17 protein-coding genes are annotated in these 20,853 nt (G+C 64.8%); 7 read left to right on the forward strand and 10 right to left on the reverse strand.

The annotated features are described in order from the left end of the window. Window positions 1-8: 8 nt before the first annotated feature. The 3 genes from V6V88_RS14195 to V6V88_RS14205 form a co-directional block, all read right to left on the reverse strand. Window positions 9-1,172: a DUF1624 domain-containing protein gene (locus tag V6V88_RS14195; RefSeq protein WP_062839410.1), complete on the reverse strand. Its 1,164-nt coding sequence runs from the start codon at window positions 1,170-1,172 to the stop codon at window positions 9-11. 143 nt (window positions 1,173-1,315) lie between these two features. Then, complete coding sequence (locus V6V88_RS14200) at window positions 1,316-2,617, reverse strand: HAMP domain-containing sensor histidine kinase (protein ID WP_062839409.1); 1,302 nt, start codon at window positions 2,615-2,617, stop codon at window positions 1,316-1,318. After that, window positions 2,610-3,293 (reverse strand): response regulator transcription factor, encoded by a 684-nt coding sequence (locus tag V6V88_RS14205; protein WP_062839408.1) that lies wholly within the window; start codon window positions 3,291-3,293, stop codon window positions 2,610-2,612. The genes V6V88_RS14200 and V6V88_RS14205 overlap by 8 nt, the downstream gene beginning before the upstream one ends. 209 nt (window positions 3,294-3,502) lie before the next feature. Between V6V88_RS14205 and V6V88_RS14210 the strand changes: the two genes are divergently transcribed. The 5 genes from V6V88_RS14210 to V6V88_RS14230 all read left to right on the forward strand — a co-directional run bounded on the left by V6V88_RS14210 (window position 3,503) and on the right by V6V88_RS14230 (window position 7,985). Then, window positions 3,503-4,630 carry an ABC transporter substrate-binding protein gene (locus V6V88_RS14210; protein ID WP_338615335.1) on the forward strand — a complete coding sequence of 376 codons (1,128 nt, stop codon included), beginning with the start codon at window positions 3,503-3,505 and terminating at the stop codon, window positions 4,628-4,630. Between the two features lie 6 nt (window positions 4,631-4,636). Further along, complete coding sequence (locus tag V6V88_RS14215) at window positions 4,637-5,719, forward strand: iron ABC transporter permease (RefSeq protein WP_223575416.1); 1,083 nt, start codon at window positions 4,637-4,639, stop codon at window positions 5,717-5,719. 30 nt (window positions 5,720-5,749) lie between these two features. After that, the gene (azu, locus tag V6V88_RS14220; RefSeq protein ID WP_223575415.1) at window positions 5,750-6,205 is read left to right on the forward strand and encodes an azurin; all 456 of its coding nucleotides are present in this window, start codon (window positions 5,750-5,752) and stop codon (window positions 6,203-6,205) included. Between the two features lie 2 nt (window positions 6,206-6,207). After that, a complete protein-coding gene (locus tag V6V88_RS14225) occupies window positions 6,208-6,990 on the forward strand; it encodes an ABC transporter ATP-binding protein (protein WP_223575414.1) in 783 nt (260 codons plus the stop codon). Between the two features lie 62 nt (window positions 6,991-7,052). Then, the gene (locus tag V6V88_RS14230) at window positions 7,053-7,985 is read left to right on the forward strand and encodes a hypothetical protein (protein WP_223575413.1); all 933 of its coding nucleotides are present in this window, start codon (window positions 7,053-7,055) and stop codon (window positions 7,983-7,985) included. Between the two features lie 16 nt (window positions 7,986-8,001). Here V6V88_RS14230 and ilvA read toward each other — a convergent pair whose 3' ends face one another. Then, window positions 8,002-9,573, reverse strand: a complete 1,572-nt coding sequence (gene ilvA / locus V6V88_RS14235) for a threonine ammonia-lyase, biosynthetic (RefSeq protein ID WP_223575412.1) — start codon at window positions 9,571-9,573, stop codon at window positions 8,002-8,004. A gap of 556 nt (window positions 9,574-10,129) precedes the next feature. On the opposite strand from ilvA, the gene V6V88_RS14240 reads away from it, so the two are divergent. Both V6V88_RS14240 and V6V88_RS14245 read left to right on the forward strand, forming a co-directional pair. Continuing rightward, a complete protein-coding gene (locus tag V6V88_RS14240; RefSeq protein ID WP_338615336.1) occupies window positions 10,130-12,358 on the forward strand; it encodes an NADP-dependent isocitrate dehydrogenase in 2,229 nt (742 codons plus the stop codon). A 306-nt stretch (window positions 12,359-12,664) separates the two neighbouring features. Next, on the forward strand, window positions 12,665-12,967 hold the full coding sequence (locus V6V88_RS14245; RefSeq protein WP_082586196.1) for a DNA-binding transcriptional regulator: 303 nt from the start codon (window positions 12,665-12,667) through the stop codon (window positions 12,965-12,967). Between the two features lie 14 nt (window positions 12,968-12,981). Here V6V88_RS14245 and fetB read toward each other — a convergent pair whose 3' ends face one another. The 6 genes from fetB to V6V88_RS14275 form a co-directional block, all read right to left on the reverse strand. Beyond that, complete coding sequence (gene fetB / locus V6V88_RS14250; RefSeq protein WP_338615337.1) at window positions 12,982-13,785, reverse strand: iron export ABC transporter permease subunit FetB; 804 nt, start codon at window positions 13,783-13,785, stop codon at window positions 12,982-12,984. After that, window positions 13,776-14,420, reverse strand: a complete 645-nt coding sequence (locus V6V88_RS14255) for an ABC transporter ATP-binding protein (RefSeq protein WP_196589468.1) — start codon at window positions 14,418-14,420, stop codon at window positions 13,776-13,778. Before V6V88_RS14255 ends, fetB begins: the two co-directional genes overlap by 10 nt. A gap of 96 nt (window positions 14,421-14,516) precedes the next feature. Continuing rightward, entirely contained in the window at window positions 14,517-15,410 is an 894-nt protein-coding gene (locus V6V88_RS14260; protein ID WP_338615338.1) for a hypothetical protein, read from the reverse strand. 221 nt (window positions 15,411-15,631) lie between these two features. Next, the gene (locus V6V88_RS14265; protein ID WP_338615339.1) at window positions 15,632-16,696 is read right to left on the reverse strand and encodes a hypothetical protein; all 1,065 of its coding nucleotides are present in this window, start codon (window positions 16,694-16,696) and stop codon (window positions 15,632-15,634) included. An 85-nt stretch (window positions 16,697-16,781) separates the two neighbouring features. After that, entirely contained in the window at window positions 16,782-17,903 is a 1,122-nt protein-coding gene (locus tag V6V88_RS14270; protein WP_338615340.1) for a hypothetical protein, read from the reverse strand. Next, window positions 17,903-20,563 (reverse strand): T6SS effector BTH_I2691 family protein, encoded by a 2,661-nt coding sequence (locus V6V88_RS14275; protein WP_338615341.1) that lies wholly within the window; start codon window positions 20,561-20,563, stop codon window positions 17,903-17,905. The genes V6V88_RS14270 and V6V88_RS14275 overlap by 1 nt, the downstream gene beginning before the upstream one ends. Window positions 20,564-20,853 lie beyond the last annotated feature (290 nt).

Genomic DNA, 20,853 nt, shown 5'->3' on the forward strand with positions numbered 1-20,853 from the left:
CGCCGGCCTCACAGGTACTTGAGCCAGGCGATATCGCGGCGCGCCGCCTTCAGGCGTCCGAACCAGCGCACGGGCCAGAACAGCGCCACCGCCAGCAGGATCGCGATCAGCCACACCGCGCCCATGCCATCCACGCCGAAATACTTGCCCTGGTTCAGGCCCCAGATGGCTTCGCCGCCCAGATACAGCGCCTTGAGCACATACAGGTGCAGCAGATAGAAAAACATGGGCGCCGCGCCAAAGACGCACAGCGCGCGAACCCACGCCGCCGACTGCGCGCGCTCGATCAGCACCAGCAGGCACAGTCCCAGCCCCAGCGTCAACAGCAGGAACATCAGCGACGGCGGGTACTTGGTGATGTTCAGGAAGCTCATGGCCGTATGCAACGCGTCGTCATGCACCGCCCATTTCTGCGACTGCCCATACCCGTTGATTGCCCGCAGGACCACGAAACCCGCCACGGCCGCCAGCCCCGCCGCCCACAAACGGCGCTGACGAACGGCCGCATCGGCGCCCGGCTGGAACCACGGGCCGGCGGCATAGCCCAGCGCAATCACGCCGATCCACGGCAGCAACGGGTACGACGTGCGCAGGCGCAGCGTGTCGCTTGCCTCGATCCAGCCGCGGTCATGCAGCACCGCCCACGGCACGTGCAGGGCGTGACCTGCCGCGAAGTGAACGGCATCGAGCGCGTTATGGCCGGCAACCAGCGCCACGCCGGTCAACACCAGCGCCCTGCGCGGCAGCCACAGCAAGGCCGCCAGCGACAGCATGGACAGGCCGATCACCCAGATCACCTGCAGGTACACAACGGAGGGCGGAAACTGAAAGGTCCACGCGAAGTTCACGACGATGACTTCAAGCGCAATGAGGAACGCGCCCCGCTTGGCCAGAAACGCCGCGGTGGCGCTTCGGTTGCCGGCCTTGGCGCCATACAGCCAGGCCGAAAGGCCCGTCAGAAAGACGAACACCGGCGCGCACAGATGCGCAAGCAGGCGCGAGAAGAACAGGTCGGGCGGCGTGGCGGATACGTCCATCGGGTCGCCGACCTGGTGGTGCAGGAAGAACGTCTCGCGCACGTGGTCGAGCAGCATGATGACGATGACCAGGCCGCGTAGCGCGTCGATGGAGCGCAGCCGGGCGGCCGCGGGTTGGGAAATGAGAGAAGTCATGGGGAATGCGGAACTCCCGGCGACGCGCGCCGGGCGAAAAAAGCGAAAATAGTAATGTAATAACATTACTATTCCAAGACATTTTGTCCCTATTTGGCGCGCTGGCGTGTTGCCCGCCCCCTCGCGCAGGCCGGCGCCGCCGTTTAGCGGGCCGGGGTGGGTGCGGGTCCTGCCAGGTCCACGCGGAATTGGCTACCCTGCCCGGGCCGCGAATGCAGCGACACGCGCCAGCCCTGGTGCTCGCAGATGCGTTGGACGAGCGACAACCCCAGCCCCAAATTGCCATCGTCAGGCTGTCCGCCGCGCACGAATGGCTGGAAGAGCGACGCCTGCCGTTCCACGGGAATCCCCGGACCGTCGTCCTTGACTTGCACGAAATCAGGCCCCGCCATAATGGCGACGCGTGCCTGCGGCCCGGCATATTGCAGCGAATTGCGGATCAGATTGGACAGCACGGCGCGCAAGAGCGGCGCCGGAAACAGCAAGGCGGGCTCGTCGCCGCCGGCGGTCTCCAGCGTCAACTGCATGCCGCGCCGCAGCGCCACGGGCGACCAGGCTGCCAATTGGCAGCGCGCGGTGTCCGCGGCGCTTTCGCGCGGAAAAAGGCCGGCGGCATCGCCCCCGCGCGCCAGCATCAGATACGTGTCCAGCCGTTCACCCATGTCGGCCGCGGCCGCTTCGATGCGCGCCAGCCGCGCCTGGCCCGCCGCGTCCAGGCCATGTTCCTCGCGCAGCAGCTCGCACGAACTGGAAATCACCATCAGCGGCGTGCGCAACTCATGCCCCACATCGGCGGTAAAGAGCTGCTCGCGCCGCAGCGCCTGCTCAAGCTGGTTGTAGGTCGAGTCGAACGCGGCCGCGAGCTGGCCGATCTCGTCCGGCGGATAGTCTTCGGCCAGCCGGGTCTGCGGCGGCTGCGCGCCGCGTGTGTTGACCTGCGCGGCCAGCCGCGCAAGCGGGCGCAGCAGGCGGCGGGTGGCCACGATGCCCAGCACGAACGCCAGCGCAAGACTGGCCGCCAGCCCCGTCACCGCGGTCAGGTGCGAGGCCGACTGGTTCTGCTCGTACTCGGTGTAGTCGCGCAGCAGCATGTAGCGCTGTCCCTCCAGGTCGTCGACCATCACGTGCCACACGCGGCCATTGCGCTCGATCTTGTGAAAGCCCGGCGCCAGCGGCTGCAGCCAGTCGGGAAACGCCGCGCCGCCCGGATCGCCATGAAAGAACCGGTTGGGCCGGCCCGGGTCGATTCCGGCCAGGAAATCGCCCCGCACCCGCTCCACCGCCATGCCCATGTCGATGCGTTGCAGGTGGGCCTCCAGCTTGCCCACGCTCCAGACCGACAGCCAGGTCAACAGTCCCGCCACCAGCAGCGCCAGCGCAAGGTACGTCAGGACGAGGTGGCGGGCCAGTCCGCGCCGCACCGGGCGTGCGCCGCGGCTAGCCATCGCTGGGGGGCCGCAACTGATAGCCGATGCCATGCACGGTGTGCAGCAGCGGCGTGTCGTAGGGCTTGTCGACCACGTGGCGGATCTGGTGGATGTGGGTGCGCAGGCTGTCGCTGTCCGGTGGCGAATCTCGCCACAGCGCCTCTTCGAGCCGGGAGCGATGGACCACCGCCGGGCTGGCGCGCATCAGCAAGGTCAGCAATTGCAGCGGCGATGGCGGCAGGCGCAGCGGCTGACCTGCCCGCGCCAGCGCCAGGGTGCCCGTGTCCAGCGTCAGGTCGCCCACGCGCAGGACTCGCGCCGCGCCCGCCCCGCTGGCGCGATGCAGCAGCGCCTTGATCCGGGCGGCCAGTTCGGCCAGCGCAAAGGGCTTGACCAGGTAATCGTCGGCCCCCGCGTCGAATCCCGTCAGGCGGTTGTCCAGCGTGTCGCGCGCGGTGACCATGATGACGGGCGTGTTGCACGCCGCCTCGGTGCGCAACCGGCGGCAAAGCGCGTAACCGTCCAGCCGCGGCAGCATCAGGTCCAGCACGATCAGGTCGAATTCGCCGGTGGCCGCCATCGCATAGCCGCGCTGGCCGTCCTCGGCGCAATCCACGATGTAGCCGCGGCGCGTCAGGTGATGCGTGATATTGGCAAGAATGTCGGGGTCGTCTTCGATGACGAGAACGCGCATGGCGAGACAGCTCGGAGAACAACAATCAATCTCACATTGTAGAGGCCGAGGCGCGGGATGCCGGGTGTCGGATGCCCGGTGTGCAGCGCCTGCACCACAGGCTGGGCGCGTCTTAACGAATTCTTGAGACAGGTTGTCGGACACTGCCCGGCGATAAGAATGGTTCGCGTTACCCGGAACGCGCGGCCAACGCCCCATAAGGATTCGCCATGCGCCCGATTGCCCTCTTCCGTGCGGCCGTGACCGCCGCCGCCCTGTTCTGCGCCCTGCCCGGCGCCCACGCTCGCGAGGTCACCGACCTGGCCGGCCGCGTCGTGACGGTGCCCGACCACCCGAAGCGCATTTTGCTGGGTGAAGGCCGCTTTGCCTTCGCCATGGCGCTGCTGGACCGGCACGATCCCGTGGCGCGCGTGGTCGGCTGGCAAGGCGAGCTCAAGCAGCAGGATCCCTATTCCTGGGACCAGCTCGTCAAACGCTTCCCGCAAGCAGCCCAGGTTCCCTTGATCGGCAAGACGTCGGAAGCCAGCGTCAGCCCGGAAAAAATCGTTTCGCTGCGGCCCGACGTGGCAATCTTCAGCGTCAGCGGTCACGGTCCGGGCCGCAACAATCCCATGATTCCCGCGTTGCAGGAAGCCGGCATTCCGATCGTGTTCATCGATTTCCGCCAGCACCCGGTACGCAACACGGTGCCCAGCCTGCGCGTCCTGGGCCAGGCCCTCGACCGGCAAGCCCAGGCCGAGGCCTACATTGCGTTCTACGAGGAGCGCCTGGCCCGCGTGCGCAAGCTGGTGGACGCGGTGCCGCAGGCGCAGCGGCCGCGCGTCTTCGTGGAAATGCTGGCGGGCGTGTGGCCCGCGTGCTGCCACACCACCGGCAACGGCAGCTTTGGCGACCTGCTGGAAGCGGCCGGCGGCGTCAATGTGGCCGCGCCCGTGCTGCCCGGCGCCATCGGCGACGTCAGCCTGGAATTCGTCATCGATGCCAAGCCCGACGTCTACATCGCCACGGGCAGCCGGTCGGAGCCGGGCCGGCCAGGCCTCTTGGCCGGGCCCGGCGCAGATCCCAAGGTCTCTGCCGGCAGCCTGTCCACACTGCTCGCCCGCGACGGCATCCGCGACCTGGATGCCGTCACGCAACATCGCGCCTTCGGCATCTGGCACGCCTTCTACAACTCGCCCTACAACATCGCCGCCATCGAGGCGATGGCCAAGTGGCTCTACCCCGAGCGCGCGGCGGCGCTCGATCCGCAAGGCACGCTGGACGCGCTGTATAGACAGTTCCTGGACCTGGACAGCACCGGTGCCTTCTGGACGACCCCGGCCGCGCCTGCGAAGTAGACCGACATGACCGATCTCGTCACTGCGACGCCGCTACGCGCGGCGTCCGTTCCCGGCGACCCCATCGCCGCATACCGGTGCGCGGTGCGCAAGCGCCTCTTGTTGACCGCTGCGCTGGGGGTGGCCATCGTGGCCAGCCTGCTCGCCGACATCGCGAGCGGACCCGCATCGCTGTCCCTGCCTGAGTTGCTACGCACCCTGTTGCACCCCGATGTGTCGGACACCGGCACGCGCGTCATCGTCTGGCAGTTCCGGTTGCCCTATGCGCTGATGGCGCTGCTGGTCGGCGTTGCGCTGGGCCTGGGCGGCGCCGAGATGCAGACCATGCTGGACAATCCGCTCGCCAGTCCCTACACCCTGGGCGTCTCGGCCGCGGCAGCGTTCGGCGCGTCGCTCGCCATCACGCTGGACTGGCATCTGCCGGCGCTGCCGGCCGGCATGACCGTGTCCGTGTCGGCTTTCGCCTGCACCCTGCTGTCGGTGCTGGTGCTGGAGCGCGTGGCGCGCTGGCGCGGCGGGTCCACGCTGGGCGTGGTGCTCTTTGGCATCGCGCTGGTGTATTCGTTTCAGGCGCTGGTGATGCTGCTGCAGTTCGTCGCCAGCGAAGAGGCCTTGCAGGGCATCGTGTTCTGGACCATGGGCAGCCTTGCGCGCGCCAACTGGACGACGGTCGGCGTCATGGCGGCGGCCCTGGCGCTGGCCATCCCGTTTTCGATGCGCGACGCCTGGAAGCTCACCGCGGTGCGGCTGGGCGAGGAACGCGCGGCCAGCTTCGGCATCGACGTCAAGCGCCTGCGCCTGGTCAGCCTGCTGCGCGTCAGCGCGCTGGCGGCGCTGGCCGTGTCGTTCGTGGGCACGATCGGCTTCGTCGGCCTGGTTGCGCCGCACATCGCTCGGCTGCTGCTGGGCGAAGACCATCGCTATTACCTGCCGGGCAGCGCCCTGGCCGGCGCGCTGATCCTGTCGCTGGCGTCCGTCGCCTCCAAGACCGTGCTGCCCGGCGCGCTCATTCCGGTGGGCATCGTCACGTCGCTGGTCGGCATTCCCTTCTTTCTCACCATCGTCGTGCGGGCGCTCAAGCGCGCCTGACGGCATCCCATCGCACAAGGAGACATCCCGATGAAATTCCGCCTGACGCTGACCCTCGCGGCCCTGATGATCGCCGGCACGGCCCATGCCGCGCCCGCAGAGTGCAGCATCGACGTCGAAGGCCGGCCCGGCAAGCAGTTCGGCCCTGACCACATCGTCGTGCCGGCAAGCTGCCAGGAATTCACCGTGCGGCTCATTCACACGGGCAAGAACAGCAAGGAAAAGGCCGGCCACAACTGGGTGCTGGCCAAGACCGGGGACATCGACGCCGTCATGACGGACGGCATCCAGGCGGGCGCGAACAACGACTTCCTGAAGCCGCGAGACGGGCGCATCCTGGCCAAGACGCCGATGCTGGGCGGCGGGGAGACGGCCTCCGTCACCTTCCCCGTCAGCCGCCTGCGCGCCGGCCAGTCGTACACCTACTATTGCTCGTTTCCCGCGCACGCGCAGCACATGCGCGGCACGCTGGTGCTGCAACCCTGACGATGGCGCAGCTACGCATCCAGGCGCTGTCCGCGGGCTACGGCGGACGGCCGGTGCTACGCCACGCCAGCGCCGGCCCCATGACCGAAGGCGCCGTCACCGCGCTGCTGGGCCCCAACGGCAGCGGCAAGTCCACGCTGCTCAAGACGCTGGCGGGCCTGCATCCGGTGATGGACGGCGCCCTCTGGCTGGACGGCGAAGACCTGGCGCAGGCCAGCGCCGCCCGCCGCGCCGAATGCGCGATGTACATGCCGCAGGCCCTGCCCAAGGGCGTGCACATGACCGTCTTCGAATCGGTGCTGGTGGCGGCGCGTTCCGGAAGGCACGGGCAACCCGAGCACGCGCTGATGGAGGACGCCATGGCGGTCATCACCGAGCTGGGCATTGCGCACCTGGCCAGCCGCCATCTGGACGAACTGTCAGGCGGACAGAAGCAGCTTGCCTCGCTGGCCCAGGCGCTGGTGCGGCGCCCGCGCCTCTTGCTGCTCGACGAACCGCTGTCCGCGCTGGATCTGAATTATCAGTTCCACGTGATGGACGTGCTGCGCCGCCAGACGCGCCTGCACCGTCTCATTACGCTGGTGGTGCTGCACGACCTGAACATCGCGCTGCGCCACGCGGACCATGCGTTGCTGCTGCACGCGGGCGCGATCGAGGCCGAAGGGCTGCCAGGCGATGTGGTAACGCCCGACACGCTGCGCCGCGTATACCGGGTGCGGGCACGCGTGGAGCATTGTCCGCAGGGACAGGCGCAGATCCACGTCGACGGGCTGGCCGAACGCTGAACCGGACCGGCGCGGCTTCAGCGGTATATATTCACCCCTCCCGCCATCCTCTGAGTCCGCCCATGACGAGCCGCCGCGCCCTCGTGTTTCTGCTCAGCCTGCTGGCCGCGCCCTCGGGCGCCGCGGTGGTCTATGACAATCACGGCCTTGTCGTCGACGTGGCAGCCGGCAGCCGCAGCGACTGGAACACCGGTCAGCGCCAGACGACGCGCGCCACCACCATCACGTTCCAGGGCAAAAGCCTGTGCGGCGCGGACGTCGGCGCCCTGCTCTTTCCTGGTAGCAATGCGCCGCAAGCCCGCGCGTTCTTCTGCCCCGGTCCCGTCGCCATTCTGGAAACCGACGCGGTGCTGGCATTCTTCAACAGTTCCAGCGCCAGCACCGTGCTCGCGCATCTGCAAGTGGTCAACGGCGCGCTGCGCGTGCAGCGTCTACCCATCTCCGACAAGCCAGACCGCGACCGGATCCACGGCACGCGGTTCGAGGACGCCCGCCTGCCCGGATGGACGCGCGTGAATTCCGCCTGGAACGAAACCGTGATGATCCGGCATGCGCCGCTCAAGGCCATGAACCTCGGCCCGGGCAAGCTGCTGGATGTGGCGGGCGATGTGGCCTACCTGGCTGTCCCTCCAGGCCGCGACGTCGTCGTGCTGCAGCCGGCCACGCACGTCAAGGACGCCCACGGTTACCTGCAGTACGTCCCGGAAGTCAGCAAATTCGTCGATACGCCCCTGGCGTTTCGCGCGGTGCGCCTGAGCGACGGGCGTGAACTGGCGCACCTGGATTTCAAGGACACGTGCGTGGGCCTGCCTGCGCTGCAATTCGAACGGCCCGGCGCGAAGGCCGCTGCCGGCTCGTCGCCGGTCATCGCATTCGATGACGTGCCCGCGTGGCGCGCAAACGCGCTGGAACTGACCCAGGCGCAGGGCCGCGCGACGCTGCGTTTGAAGCCGGGCGTGGCATTGCCGCGCAAGGCCGGTTGCAACGCTAGCTAAACGCCCGGCCGCTCACTCAGATCAGGAACTGGCGGTAGGCCTCGTTCCCCGTTTCCTCGGCGTGCGCATAACCCAGTTGCCGCAGGAACGCATCCAGCGCCGCATCGTCGGCCACTGGCGCCTGGATGCCCACCAGCGCCGAGCTGAAGTCCGTGCCCTGGTTGCGGTAATGGAACAGGCTGATGTTCCAGTTGGGCGCCATCGCCGACAGGAACTTCATCAGCGCGCCCGGGCGCTCGGGAAATTCAAAGCGGAACAGCCGTTCGCCGCCTGCCAGCGGCGAGCGTCCGCCAACCATATAGCGGATGTGCTGCTTGGAGACTTCATTGTTCGTCAGGTCGGTGGCCGAGAAGCCCTCGGCCTGCAACGCCGCCAGAATGTCGGCCGATTCACCGCGGCGCGCGATCTGCACACTGACGAAAATATGCGCGGTGCGCGCGTCGGCGATGCGGTAGTTGAATTCGGTCACGCTGCGTTGCCCGATCACCTTGCAAAAGCGCCGGAAGCTGCCGCGTTCCTCGGGGATGGTCACCGCGAACACCGCCTCGCGCGCCTCGCCCACCTCGGCGCGGTCCGCCACGAACCGCATGCGGTCAAAGTTCATGTTGGCGCCCGAAGTAATCGCCACCAGCGATTGCCCGCGAGCGCCTTCGCGCTCGACGTATTTCTTCAGCCCCGCCACCGCCAACGCGCCCGCTGGTTCGAGCACGCTGCGCGTGTCCAGGAACACGTCCTTGATGGCCGCGCATACCGAATCGGTGTCGACCAGGATCACTTCGTCCAGATGCTCGCGGCACAAACGAAAGGTCTCTTCGCCCACCAGCTTGACGGCCGTGCCATCCGAAAACAGGCCCACGTCGGCCAGGATGACGCGTTCGCCCACGCACAGCGACTGCGCCATCGCGCAAGAGTCCTCTGTCTGGACGCCGATGACCTTCACGCCGGGATGCACCGCCTTCACGTAGGTCGATACGCCCGCTGCCAGGCTACCGCCGCCGATCGGCACGAAGATGGCGTGCAGCGGTTCGGGGTGCTGGCGCAGGATCTCCATTCCCACCGTGCCCTGACCGGCGATCACATACGGATCGTCGAACGCGGGGACGAACGTCAGTCCCTGTTCCTGCGCCAGCATCTGGGCATGGGCGTAGGCGTCGCTATACGAATCGCCGGCCTGCACCACGGTGACGGTCGGACCGCCGTGGGCGCGCACGGCGTCCACCTTCACTTGCGGTGCGGTCTGCGGCACCACGATGATGGCCCGCACGCCCAGCTTGGCCGCCGAAATGGCGACGCCCTGCGCATGATTGCCGGCCGACGCGGTGATCACGCCGCGCTCCAGCGCCGCCCGCGGCGTGTTGCGCATCTTGTTATAGGCGCCGCGCACCTTGAACGAGAACACCGGCTGGTTGTCTTCGCGCTTGTAGTGGACAGTGTTGCCGAGCCGGGCGGACAGGCCGCGCGCCAAGTCCAGTTCGGTTTCCCGGGCAATGTCATAGACCCGGGCGGTCAGGATCTGCCGCAGGTACTCCATGGGCGTGGCGGCGCCAGCCTGGAATTCCGAGGGTGCGTTGGGGGGGGTAGCGGACATGGTTTCTCTGCTTGGGTAGGCTTGCCCGGCAGAGGCGGCCACAAAAAACCCGCCTCGTGGGGCGGGTGGCTGTGACTGTTGCGGTCGCGCGCTAACCCACCATTCCAGGAATGATGGTAATAATCAGCGAAATGCGGACGGCGCGGAAATTCATGGGCGCTACTTTCCTCTCATCGCGGCGCTTTGTCAAACGCGCAAGTTGGGCTCGATCCGCAGCAAGTTGGCCCGCCGCAAGCGATCCGTCCCTGAAACCTTGGGCATATGCATATTGCGTCGCCATCATGAAATGGAACCATTTCCCGGCGCAATGCGTAGCACGGTATTACAATGGAAAGTTCGTGGCGGTCGCACCTTCCAAGGCGGACCCGGATACGGCCCTTTCAATCGGGCCGGCCGGTCCAGTCAAACAATAGGACGGGCGGCGGTCATGTTGGGTGGACGGCTTGCCTGCGCGTCCCTCCATACGAACCCACTCTCGACAACATCTACCGGCGTACGCCGCATAGCATGTTCGGGTTTGCGCGTTAATCGCCTGAGCCGAACAGATTCAAGGATCATGTCTCTTACTCCGAAGATTATCTATACCCTCACCGACGAAGCTCCGGCACTTGCAACCCGTTCGTTGCTGCCCATCGTCCAGGCATTCGCCAAACCCGCAGGCATCACGGTCGAAACCCGCGACATTTCGCTGGCAGGCCGCATCATCGCCCTGTTCCCGGATTACCTCGAAGACGGCCAGAAGCTGTCCGACGCCCTGGCTGAGCTGGGCGCCCTCGCGGTCAAGCCCGAAGCCAACATCATCAAGCTGCCCAACATCAGCGCCTCGATGCCCCAACTGAAGGCGGCCATCAAGGAACTGCAAGACCAGGGCTACAAGCTGCCGGATTACCCGGATGCCCCCGCCAACGACACCGAGCGTGAGGTCAAGGCCCGCTATGACAAGGTCAAGGGCAGCGCCGTCAACCCGGTCCTGCGCGAAGGCAACTCCGACCGCCGCGCCCCGCTGTCGGTCAAGAACTACGCCCGCAAGCACCCGCACAAGATGGGCGCCTGGTCGGCTGACTCCAAGTCGCACGTCGCGCACATGAGCGAAGGCGACTTCTACGGCACCGAGAAGTCGGCCCTGATCGCCGAAGCCGGCGACGTCAAGATCGAATTGACGGCTGCCGACGGCACCAAGACCGTCCTGAAGGAAAAGACCCCGGTCAACGCCGGCGAGATCATCGACGCCGCCGTGCTGTCGACCGCCAAGCTGAAGTCCTTCCTGCAGGCGCAGATCGACGACGCGCGCGCCAACGGCGTGCTGTTCTCGGTCCACCTGAAAGCCACCATGATGAAGGTCTCGGACCCCGTCATCTTCGGCCACGTGGTCTCCGTGTTCTACAAGGACGTCCTGGCCAAGCACGCCGACGTCCTCAAGCAGGCCGGCTTTGACCCCAACAACGGCATTGGCGACCTGTACGCCAAGATCCAGTCGCTGCCCGCCGACCAGCAGGCCGCCATCACCGCCGACATCGACGCCGCCTACAAGACCCTGCCGCAGCTGGCCATGGTGAACTCCGACAAGGGCATCACCAACCTGCACGTGCCCAGCGACGTCATCGTCGACGCGTCCATGCCCGCCATGATCCGCGACTCGGGCAAGATGTGGAACGCCGAAGGCAAGCTGCAGGACACCAAGGCCGTCATCCCCGACCGCAGCTACGCCGGCGTCTACCAGGCCGTCATCGACGACTGCAAGCGCAATGGCGCGTTCAATCCGGTCACGATGGGCAGCGTGCCCAACGTCGGCCTGATGGCCCAGGCTGCCGAAGAATACGGTTCGCACAACAAGACCTTCGTCATCCCGGCCGCCGGCACCGTGCGCGTCACCGACGCCTCCGGCGCTGTGCTGCTGGAGCAGGCCGTCGAGGCCGGCGACCTCTGGCGCATGTGCCAGACCAAGGACGCCGCGATCCAGGACTGGGTCAAGCTGGCCGTCACGCGCGCCCGCGCCACCAAGACGCCCGCCGTCTTCTGGCTGGACGAAAAGCGCGCCCACGACGCCCAGGTTATCGCCAAGGTCAAGCAGTACCTGAAGGACCACGACACCAGCGGCCTGGACCTGCGCATCCTCGACCCCGTCGAAGCCACCAAGTTCTCGGTCAAGCGCATCCGCGAAGGCCTGGACACCATCTCGGTCACCGGCAACGTGCTGCGCGACTACCTGACCGACCTGTTCCCCATCATGGAACTGGGCACCAGCGCCAAGATGCTGTCGATCGTGCCGCTGGTCGCTGGCGGCGGCCTGTTTGAAACCGGCGCGGGCGGTTCGGCGCCCAAGCACGTGCAGCAGTTCCTGGAAGAAGGCTTCCTGCGCTGGGATTCTCTGGGCGAATTCATGGCGCTGGCCGAGTCGCTGGACCACCTGGGCCGCACGTACAAGAACCCGACCGCCCAGATCCTGGCCAAGACGCTGGATCAGGCCACGGCCAAGTTCCTGGACGAAAACAAGTCGCCCGAGCGCAAGGTCGGCGGCCTGGACAACCGCGGCAGCCACTTCTACCTGGCGATGTACTGGGCCCAAGCCCTGGCCGCCCAGACCGAAGACCGCGCCCTGGCCGCCCAGTTCGCGCCCGCCGCGACCGCGTTCTCGGAAGGCGAGAACAAGATCCTGGACGAGCTTAAGGCCGCCCAAGGCAAGCCCGTGGACATCGGCGGCTACTACCAGCCGAACGAAGCCAAGGCCAGCCAGGCCATGCGCCCCAGCGCCACGCTGAACAAGGTGCTGGCCTCCATCGGCTAAGCGTCCCCTGCTTTGCCGGCCTGCGCAAGCAGGCTGGCAGACAAGAAACCGGCAGTCCCGTTGGGGCTGCCGGTTTTTCTTTGGGCGCGCCGGATGCCTGCATTCGTGGGGTGATTTCAGGTCGGTGCCTGACAGCCGTTGAGCCGCGGCTGCAGGCTGCTGATTGTCTTGCTAGGGTGCCTGACACCTTGCAGCGCAATGTTGTCGATATCCAAAATCCGACTGACTTACGGGGGCTGCCCCGACCTCCTACTACGAATGCGCGAGTAAATTCATCCCAGACCGGCGTAATACTCGAGGTGAACTGTGAGCAAACTCATTGAATCTCTGCGCGAAGATCTCGCCGCGCTCTACCATGCGGGGTCGATAGACAAAGTCACGATGCGGGACTTTGACGCTATCTGTCCTGCCCCCGTCCGGGATTTCAGTCCGGGCGATATTAAACGGCTGCGTGAAGATTTACGGTTCAGCCAACCTGTATTCGCGCTGCACCTGCACACCAGCACTTCGACCGTCAAGAAATGGGAACAAGGCGACACGCGCCCTACCGGCCCTGCATTGAAGCTTCTCAATCTCCTGGCTGACAAAGGGCTGCACGCCATCCTTTGACGGCCGCCACCGCATCACACCCGCCCCGGCATCAACCTGTCCAGCCGCAGCCTTCCACGCTCATCGGTCAATCGGCGCATGGCGCCATAGGCTGCGCCCATCGCTGCCATGCCGCTTGCGCCGCACAGCAGGAACATCAGCAGGATCTGGTATTTGGCCGCGTCCACCGGGTCCATGCCCGCGATGATCTGGCCGGTCATGATGCCGGGTAAGGTGATGATGCCCGCGGCCGACATCTGGTTGATGCTCGGCACGATGCCGCGCCGCACGGATTCTCGCAGCAGCGATGCGAACGCCTGGTGGACCGTGGCGCCCAGCGCCAGGCGCGCCTCGATGCCCAGCCGTTCGCGGCGCACGCCTGACAGCATGCCGTCCAGCGCCAGACTGGCGGCATTGAGCACGCTGCCTAGCACGATGCCCACCAGCGCGATGGTGTAGCGCGGGTCGTACCAGGGGTCTGGGCGCAACGCCGTGCTTAGGATGAACAGCGCCGTAATGAGCGTGGTGCTGGCCACCGCCAGCGTGCCGACCCAGCCGTTGCCGTGTCCGGCCAGGCGCGCCTTGGGCCGGGCGGCCACCTCGCGCGCGGCCAGCGCCATCATCACGGCCACCACCAGTGCCGTCAGCCATGGGGCGGCGTGGGCGAAAACGATGCGCAGGATCTGGCCGACCAGGAGCAGCTGCACCACCGTGCGTACCGCCGCCCACAGCACCTGCCTTTGCAGGTCCAGGCGCAGCGCGAAGGAAATGCCGGCGCTCAGCAGCACCAGCAGCGACGCGATCACCAGATCCGGCGCCTGCAGTTGGATCACGTCCATAGGGGCTCCATGCGGCCCTGCGTCATCCGCCAGCTTCGGCGCGCCAGACGGCCGGCCTGCTCGGCACTGTGCGTGACGATCAGGATGCCGCCACCGCGAGTCAGAAACCGCGCCAGTTCGGCCTCGACCAGCGCCGTCGCGACCTCGTCCAATGCCGCGGTCGGCTCGTCCAGCAGCAGCACGCGCGGCTCTTGCAGCAGCGCGCGCGCGAGACCCATGCGTTGGCGCTCGCCCGTGGACAGTTCGTGGACCAGCGCATCGAACTTGTCCTCGGCCAGCCCCAGCCGGCTCATTACACCGACCGCCTCCGCGCGGTCCGCGTAATGCGAGGACACATGGTCATCCCACCAGCCGGCCTCGGCCTGGCAATACACCACCTGGCGCCGCCATTCAAAACCGCGCATGGCCGACCGGCGGCGGCCATCCAGCTCGGCCTCGCCGTGGCCGGGATCCAGATCGGCAATCTGGCGCAGCAGCAGCGACTTGCCCGACCCCGACGCGCCGACCACGGCCGCGCACTCGCCAGCGGCCAGATCCAGGCTCACGGGCGCCAGGCGCGCGCTGTACAGGCCGCGCAGTTTGAGCAGCGGCGGAGCGTCAGAAGCGGAGTGCGTGGAAACCGGCATGGGGGACATGGGTATGCATCATATCGAATAGCCGTCGATCATCGAGCGTCCAAGCCCTATAACGGCATACGCAAGTCGACTGATCATCTCAACGTGCAGGTATCATCAGTTCCGTTCACGCTTCTTACCCACGCGCGACGAACTCTCGGGGGCCCGCCCCGGCCGCAATTTCCAGCGGTGCGCATTGGCCAGCAACTGTGACTGAACGTCCGGCGGATAGTCAGCGACGGTAGTGAAAGCGGGCGCCGGCTTTCCCGGCTGGCCTGCCTCGAGAATGACGCGCGGCCAGCGCGGCCGCCAGCACAGCAACAACGAAGCCCAATGCGAGAGCCCGACGATAACGAATGCAGGCGAGATCAGCACGCAACCCAACCACGTCAACGGGCCGCTGTTGCGCAGAAACGGACCTAGCGCCTCGAACTGCGCCGTGAAGGCTGGCCAGGGCAAAGGCAGCTGCGAGCTGATGCGCGGTCTCTCGACAGCTTGCAGACCGCCCTCGTCCATGTACCGGCGGATGAATTCCCACTCAGCTTGCAGGTCGTACACGCGACTGCTTGGCTTTCCCACCAACGCAAAGTTCGGAAACGGCAACGGCGTATCGTCTGGAAACCATCCGAGCATAAGGCGCTGACCCGCCATCTCCATCGAGGTTGTGCCGTTCCAGGGCAAGACAAGGACACCGCCACAATGCGAAGGTCGATGAAGATAGACTTGACGAGTAATCCGATTAAACCGAACCAGCAAGTGACGGGACGTCAACACCTCTAGACGACTGAAGCGGAATGCGTGCCTGAAGTAGAGCCAAAGCGGCACGCCAAAAATAATGACGTCGAACGCCAAATCAAAGTACTGCTGCCACCCGATTGAACTGTCATACCACTTCATCGAGCCGAGCAGCACTGCAAAGAGAATTGGTCCCGAACTAACGGCCCACGCATATAAAATCATGCCTACAAAAATTGCAGTGGCGAGCGTGATAAGCCCCCGCTTGTCTTCCATTCCCCCGCAACGCATCTCCATATATATATCGTTAGCGGCGTACACTGGGCCGCGACTGACAGCGCGATCGCAACGTTTTGCCTGTTGGGCCGCTCGCTCTTGCGCGACATCTTCTAAGTAAGACACAGCTCGTGGCGAGGGCCGTGCGCCTCCGGAATGGCTCCCTAATTCCTCATCAGATTTCAAGCAGCCCCACCACATCATCCACTCGGTCGCGTACATCAAGCCACCTCATTCAGGGCGCCATAGACGCTCGCCAATTCTTGCGCTGCGTCTTCAAACGGCTTCTCGTTCTGAAACTTTGGTCCGCGATACGAAGTACGTTTGCACCATTTTTGCAGAGCGTCATCATCGAAAATTGCAATTGCCACACTGGCTACGACCAAAATTCCCGTCCCACGGAGTAGCAGGCGGCGCAAAAATAGCGCCACCGCCTCCTTGGCAAAGAAGGCTGAGATGTCTGCCAACAAGCCCAACGAGACGCTCCAGCGTGAAAGCACAGCCCGCTCAGCAACAATGCGTAGCATCGGTGCAGCCGCTCCCAAGGTTAAGCTTGCTTGCCCTGTCGCCATCAAGAGAGCCGTGACAAACCGGACCCGAAATGCTCGGGATAGCGATGTTTTCTTCTCCTTCGCCGCGTTCTGCATATCAATCAGATCATACGTAGCGGCGATCGCACCTCCCATGATCGCCAACGCCCCACCCCACAGCCGCAGCCTCCCCAAGAACACTGTCGCCCCCACCCCGGTCGTGCTTCCCGGATTGAAGTGCCTCAACACCAGCTCCGCCCCGCAGGCCAGCATTTCGATCCCCGCCGCGCCGGCGGTCAGCACGGCGGCCGCCAGCTCGGCTCTCTGCCTGTCGTCCTGAGGCAGGCTGTGCATTCTTAATCCGAGCAGTCCGGCCTCAAGCAAGAGCAGCCACCCGCTGGCCCTTACCTTGTAGAACTCGCTGGAGCGCGCATCCACCAGTTCCGTCGCGAAGGCGAATTGGACGTTCTGCTTGATCTGGCCTCGCATGACCGTCCGGTCCGCGCTGTGGCCGATGGCCTGCAGGTCCTCTAGCCTGAGGTTGACGGCGCGCTCGCCGATGCTGGCGGCGAGCCAGCTGCGGGTGGCCCTGTGGACGAACCATTCGTTGCCTCGCGAGGCGTGGCGCAAGGTCTGGCGGCCCAGGCTGGCGTACCAGGCCAGGACTCCGCCTGACAGTCCCGCATTGCTCGATTTGTCCATCGCTTCGTACACGCTATTGGCCTTGTCAAAGAGCTGCCCTAGCGTCTTTGCCATTTCCAAGTCGGGTGTACGAGAGTGTTCGAGGAACATTTTGCAAGGGGGCGGGGAATCACAGCGGGTTAGGAGCCGCGAGTCGCCCTCACCCATGGCGCTTTCCCGAGCGCGACGAATTCGCAGGGGCCCGCCCGGGCCGCAATTTCCAGCGGTGCGCATTGGCCAGCAACTGTGACTGAACGTCCGGCGGATAGTCAGCGACGGTAGTGAAAGCGGGCGCCGGCTTTCCCGGCTGGCCTGCCTCACGAATGACGCGCGGCCAACGTGGCCGCCAGCACAGCAACAACGAAGCCCAATGCGAGAGCCCGACGATAACGAATGCAGGCGAGATCAGCACGCAACCCAACCACGTCAACGGGCCGCTGTTGCGCAGAAACGGACCTAGCGCCTCGAACTGCGCCGTGAAGGCTGGCCAGGGCAAAGGCAGCTGCGAGCTGATGCGCGGTCTCTCGACAGCTTGCAGACCGCCCTCGTCCATGTACCGGCGGATGAATTCCCACTCGGACTGCAGGTCGGATAGTCGGCTGCTTTGCCTTCCGATAAACACCGCGGTTGGAAAGGGCAGATCCGTGTTGTCACCGGGGTACCAGCCCATCACCAACCTCAACCCGGGAATTTCCTCTGTATGCACACCCTCCCAAGGCAGAACCAGAATCCCCCCGCAGCTTGCCGGCCGGTGAAGAAAGACTTGACGGGTGATTCGGTTGAAGCGAATCAGGAGGTGGCGTGACGTGAGCATTTCAAGGCGAGTGAAGCGAAATGCATACTTGAAATACAGCCAGAGCGCTCCAGCCGTCACCGTGGTCCCCAAAAGAAAAGTGAACAGATCACCGATATATAGCTCTCGGCCAAAGGCGACTCCAGAGCCGGATAGGACTGCCCAAAGCAATCTTCCGTCTATGTCTATCCATGAACCCACCATGAAGTACATGAAGACGATCGTGAGCAGAGAGATGAATCCTCTCTTGTCTTCTAAACCACCGCAGCGCATTTCAAGGTATGCGTCGGTGCATGCATAGACCGGCCCCTTCGTTCTGGCCTGGCCGAACCGCTTCGCAGATTGGCGCGCGCGGTCCTCCACAAGGCAATCTTCATATGCCGGCTGAATGATTGGGATCGCCTGATTCTGGTATTCCTCGAGATTTTTCCTTAACCACGCGTCCGGTTTCAGACATACGAACCAAGAGATCCACTCAGCGATGTACATCAGATGATTTCCAAAAGCGCGCTATACAAGGCGGCCAACTCTTCTTCGGCATCCTTATAAGTCTTCTCATACTTGAACTTCGGACCACGGTAGAGGGAACGCTTGCACCACTTTTCGAGGGCATCGTCATCAAATATCGTAATGACCACCGTAAAGGCGACTGTAATTAAGGTCCCACGAAGCAACACGCGCCGCACGAAAAGGATGACCGCTTGTCGAGCCAAAACTGCGGAGACGCGAGAAAACAAATTCCACCAGGCAGCGTATTTCGTCGTTATCGCGCGCTCGGCCAGCATCTTGATCATTGGGCGCGCCGCCGCAACCGCCAGACCTGCTTGGCTGACGGTCATGGCAGCGGCCGCCCAGAATCGAATTCGATATGCAGTCCCAAGCACTGTTCGACGTTCCCCAATGGCGGCCGTGCCATCCTGCCATTCGTAGATCATGAGCACGACGCTCCCCGCCGTCGCCAACGCCCCACCCCACAGCCGCAACCTCCCCAAGAACACCGTGGCCCCGACCCCGGTCGTGCTTCCGGCGTTAAAGTGCCTCAACACCAGCTCCGTCCCGCAGGCCAGCATTTCGATCCCCGCCGCGCCGGCGGTCAGCACGGCGGCCGCCAGCTCGGCTCTCTGCCTGTCGTCCTGAGGCAGGCTGTGCATTCTTAATCCGAGCAGTCCGGCCTCAAGCAAGAGCAGCCACCCGCTGGCCCTTACCTTGTAGAACTCGCTGGAGCGCGCATCCACCAGTTCCGTCGCGAAGGCGAATTGGACGTTCTGCTTGATCTGGCCTCGCATGACCGTCCGGTCCGCGCTGTGGCCGATGGCCTGCAGGTCCTCTAGCCTGAGGTTGACGGCGCGCTCGCCGATGCTGGCGGCGAGCCAGCTGCGGGTGGCCCTGTGGACGAACCATTCGTTGCCTCGCGAGGCGTGGCGCAAGGTCTGGCGGCCCAGGCTGGCGTACCAGGCCAGGACTCCGCCTGACAGTCCCGCATTGCTCGATTTGTCCATCGCTTCGTACACGCTATTGGCCTTGTCAAAGAGCTGCCCTAGCGTCTTTGCCATTTCGAGGCCCGTGCGCGTGTACTGGTAAATGGTTTCGCCGGCAGCGAGCGCCGGCTCGGATTTCGCGGATTCGCGGATGCGATCCATTTCCGCCAGGATGGCATCCTGATTCAGTCCAAAGCTTCGCAGCGCGAGGTTCTTGCGGTCTTGCGCCCCACCCTGCCACCACTCTTGGATGACGTTGGCACTGCTTTCGCATCCTTCCGCACCGAAGACGCACAGTCCTGTCTGACCCGCAAATCGCCAGCCGCTGGCAAAGTCGGCATTGTCATAGACGTCCAACCCATCCAGCAATTGCTCGCTCTGCAACCAGACTTCGTATGGCAGTGCCCGACGCGCCGCTTCCTGTTCCGCAATTCGACACTGGGTCTCGAAACCCGCGAGCGCCTGTTTCATGGCGTAGATCTGCAACGCCGCTTTCGGGTCCGGCGGAGTTACGTACTTGCTTTCGAAGCGGGCGCGGTATTCGCCGCTGTCCAGTTTGGCTTGCACCCGCGCCCTTATCGTGGCTTCGTAGTTGCGCACGTGTTCCTGGGCTGCCGCTTCCCAGCGCTTCTGCTGCGCCTCGTCGAGGATCCAGTTGCGCCCCCGCGCCATCTCGGGATTGAACACCTTGTCCCGTTCGATCTCGATGTAATGCTGCGCCTCCAAGGCAGCGGACCTCTCTTCAAACTGATTCCGAACATCGCCGAACGCCTGCGCGACCAAAATCTTGCGTTCGTTGCTGATGCCGTTGTTGGCCCCATCCCTGTTCAAGTAGTCCTTCAGCGTCTCGACGGCCTCGTTTCGCCAGGCGTTGAGTTGCTGAGTAATGCCGATGGGGTCGCGCAGCACGATAGCGGCGCCACGGGCTCGGGTGACCGTCGGCCTCAAATCCGACGCGACCAATTGCGGGGCGTGGTGATAATCCGGGTCGGAATGGAGCTGATTGGCAAGCGTGGGCGCCAGGCGGGTATGGGCCGCGGCGATGCTCTCGGCAATGCCATTGTCCGTGGAAGACATGTCGAGCACGTCGGGAGCAAACGAGCAGCTGCTGGCGATTTCCTTGATGTCGAATGCCTGCAGCTTGTTGCGCAACGAATCGGTATCGCGCAGCTTATCGAGCATGCGCTCGGTAAGCACGTCCGGAGTGAACAGCAGGCGCGCTTCCTGGATGTCTTCCGGGGCCTTGAACAGGATGGTCCAGCCGCCATATCCGAGCAGGCGGCGCGGTTCGGGCGCGTACTGCGAATCTGGCGAGTAAGGCCAGAATGGGGAGAACACCCCTGTCCCTGTCGCGCGCCAAGCGTTTTCGCAATTCCACTTTCCGAAGCGCTTGATGAACGCGTACAGGTAACCCTGGCGCATGGCGCGCACGGCGTAGCGGACGCCTTCGGCTTGCAACGCGGGCAACCCCAGGCCGAGATTGCGAGGCAGATCCGGCGCCAGCGCGGCAAGCGCTTCCGGATCTTCGCTGGTCACCACGGCATAGCGCAGCGGAAGAATGGCAACTTCGGACTTGCAGTCGACGCACGGGCTGGGCGCCTCGTCCCGTCGAGTACTGCGCGCGACGTCGACTGCCTGCGTTAGCAGCTCTTCCAATGACACCTGGTTCATGACCGCGGCCCAGAACGACGTGATGCTGAAATGTCGTGCTGAAGTGCGCTGGCTTCCCCATCATTGGCGCCAACGATAAACAGAAAAATCGGACGAGATTGGGCGGGCACGCGGCGCTCCGGTGGCTGCGGCCCGGCTCGAAAGACGTTATTGCTGAGGCGGCCGCTATGGGGTGGGCGTCCGCCGCGTACCCTGACCGGAAGCGCCCTAGCTTCCCACCTGATGCACCCGAGGACGATCGCCGTGATCGTGCTCGCGCATCTGAAACGTGTACATCAAAAGCTTCTTAA

The organism is Achromobacter sp. E1 (genome assembly GCF_037039475.1).
GTDB lineage: Bacteria > Pseudomonadota > Gammaproteobacteria > Burkholderiales > Burkholderiaceae_B > Achromobacter > Achromobacter mucicolens.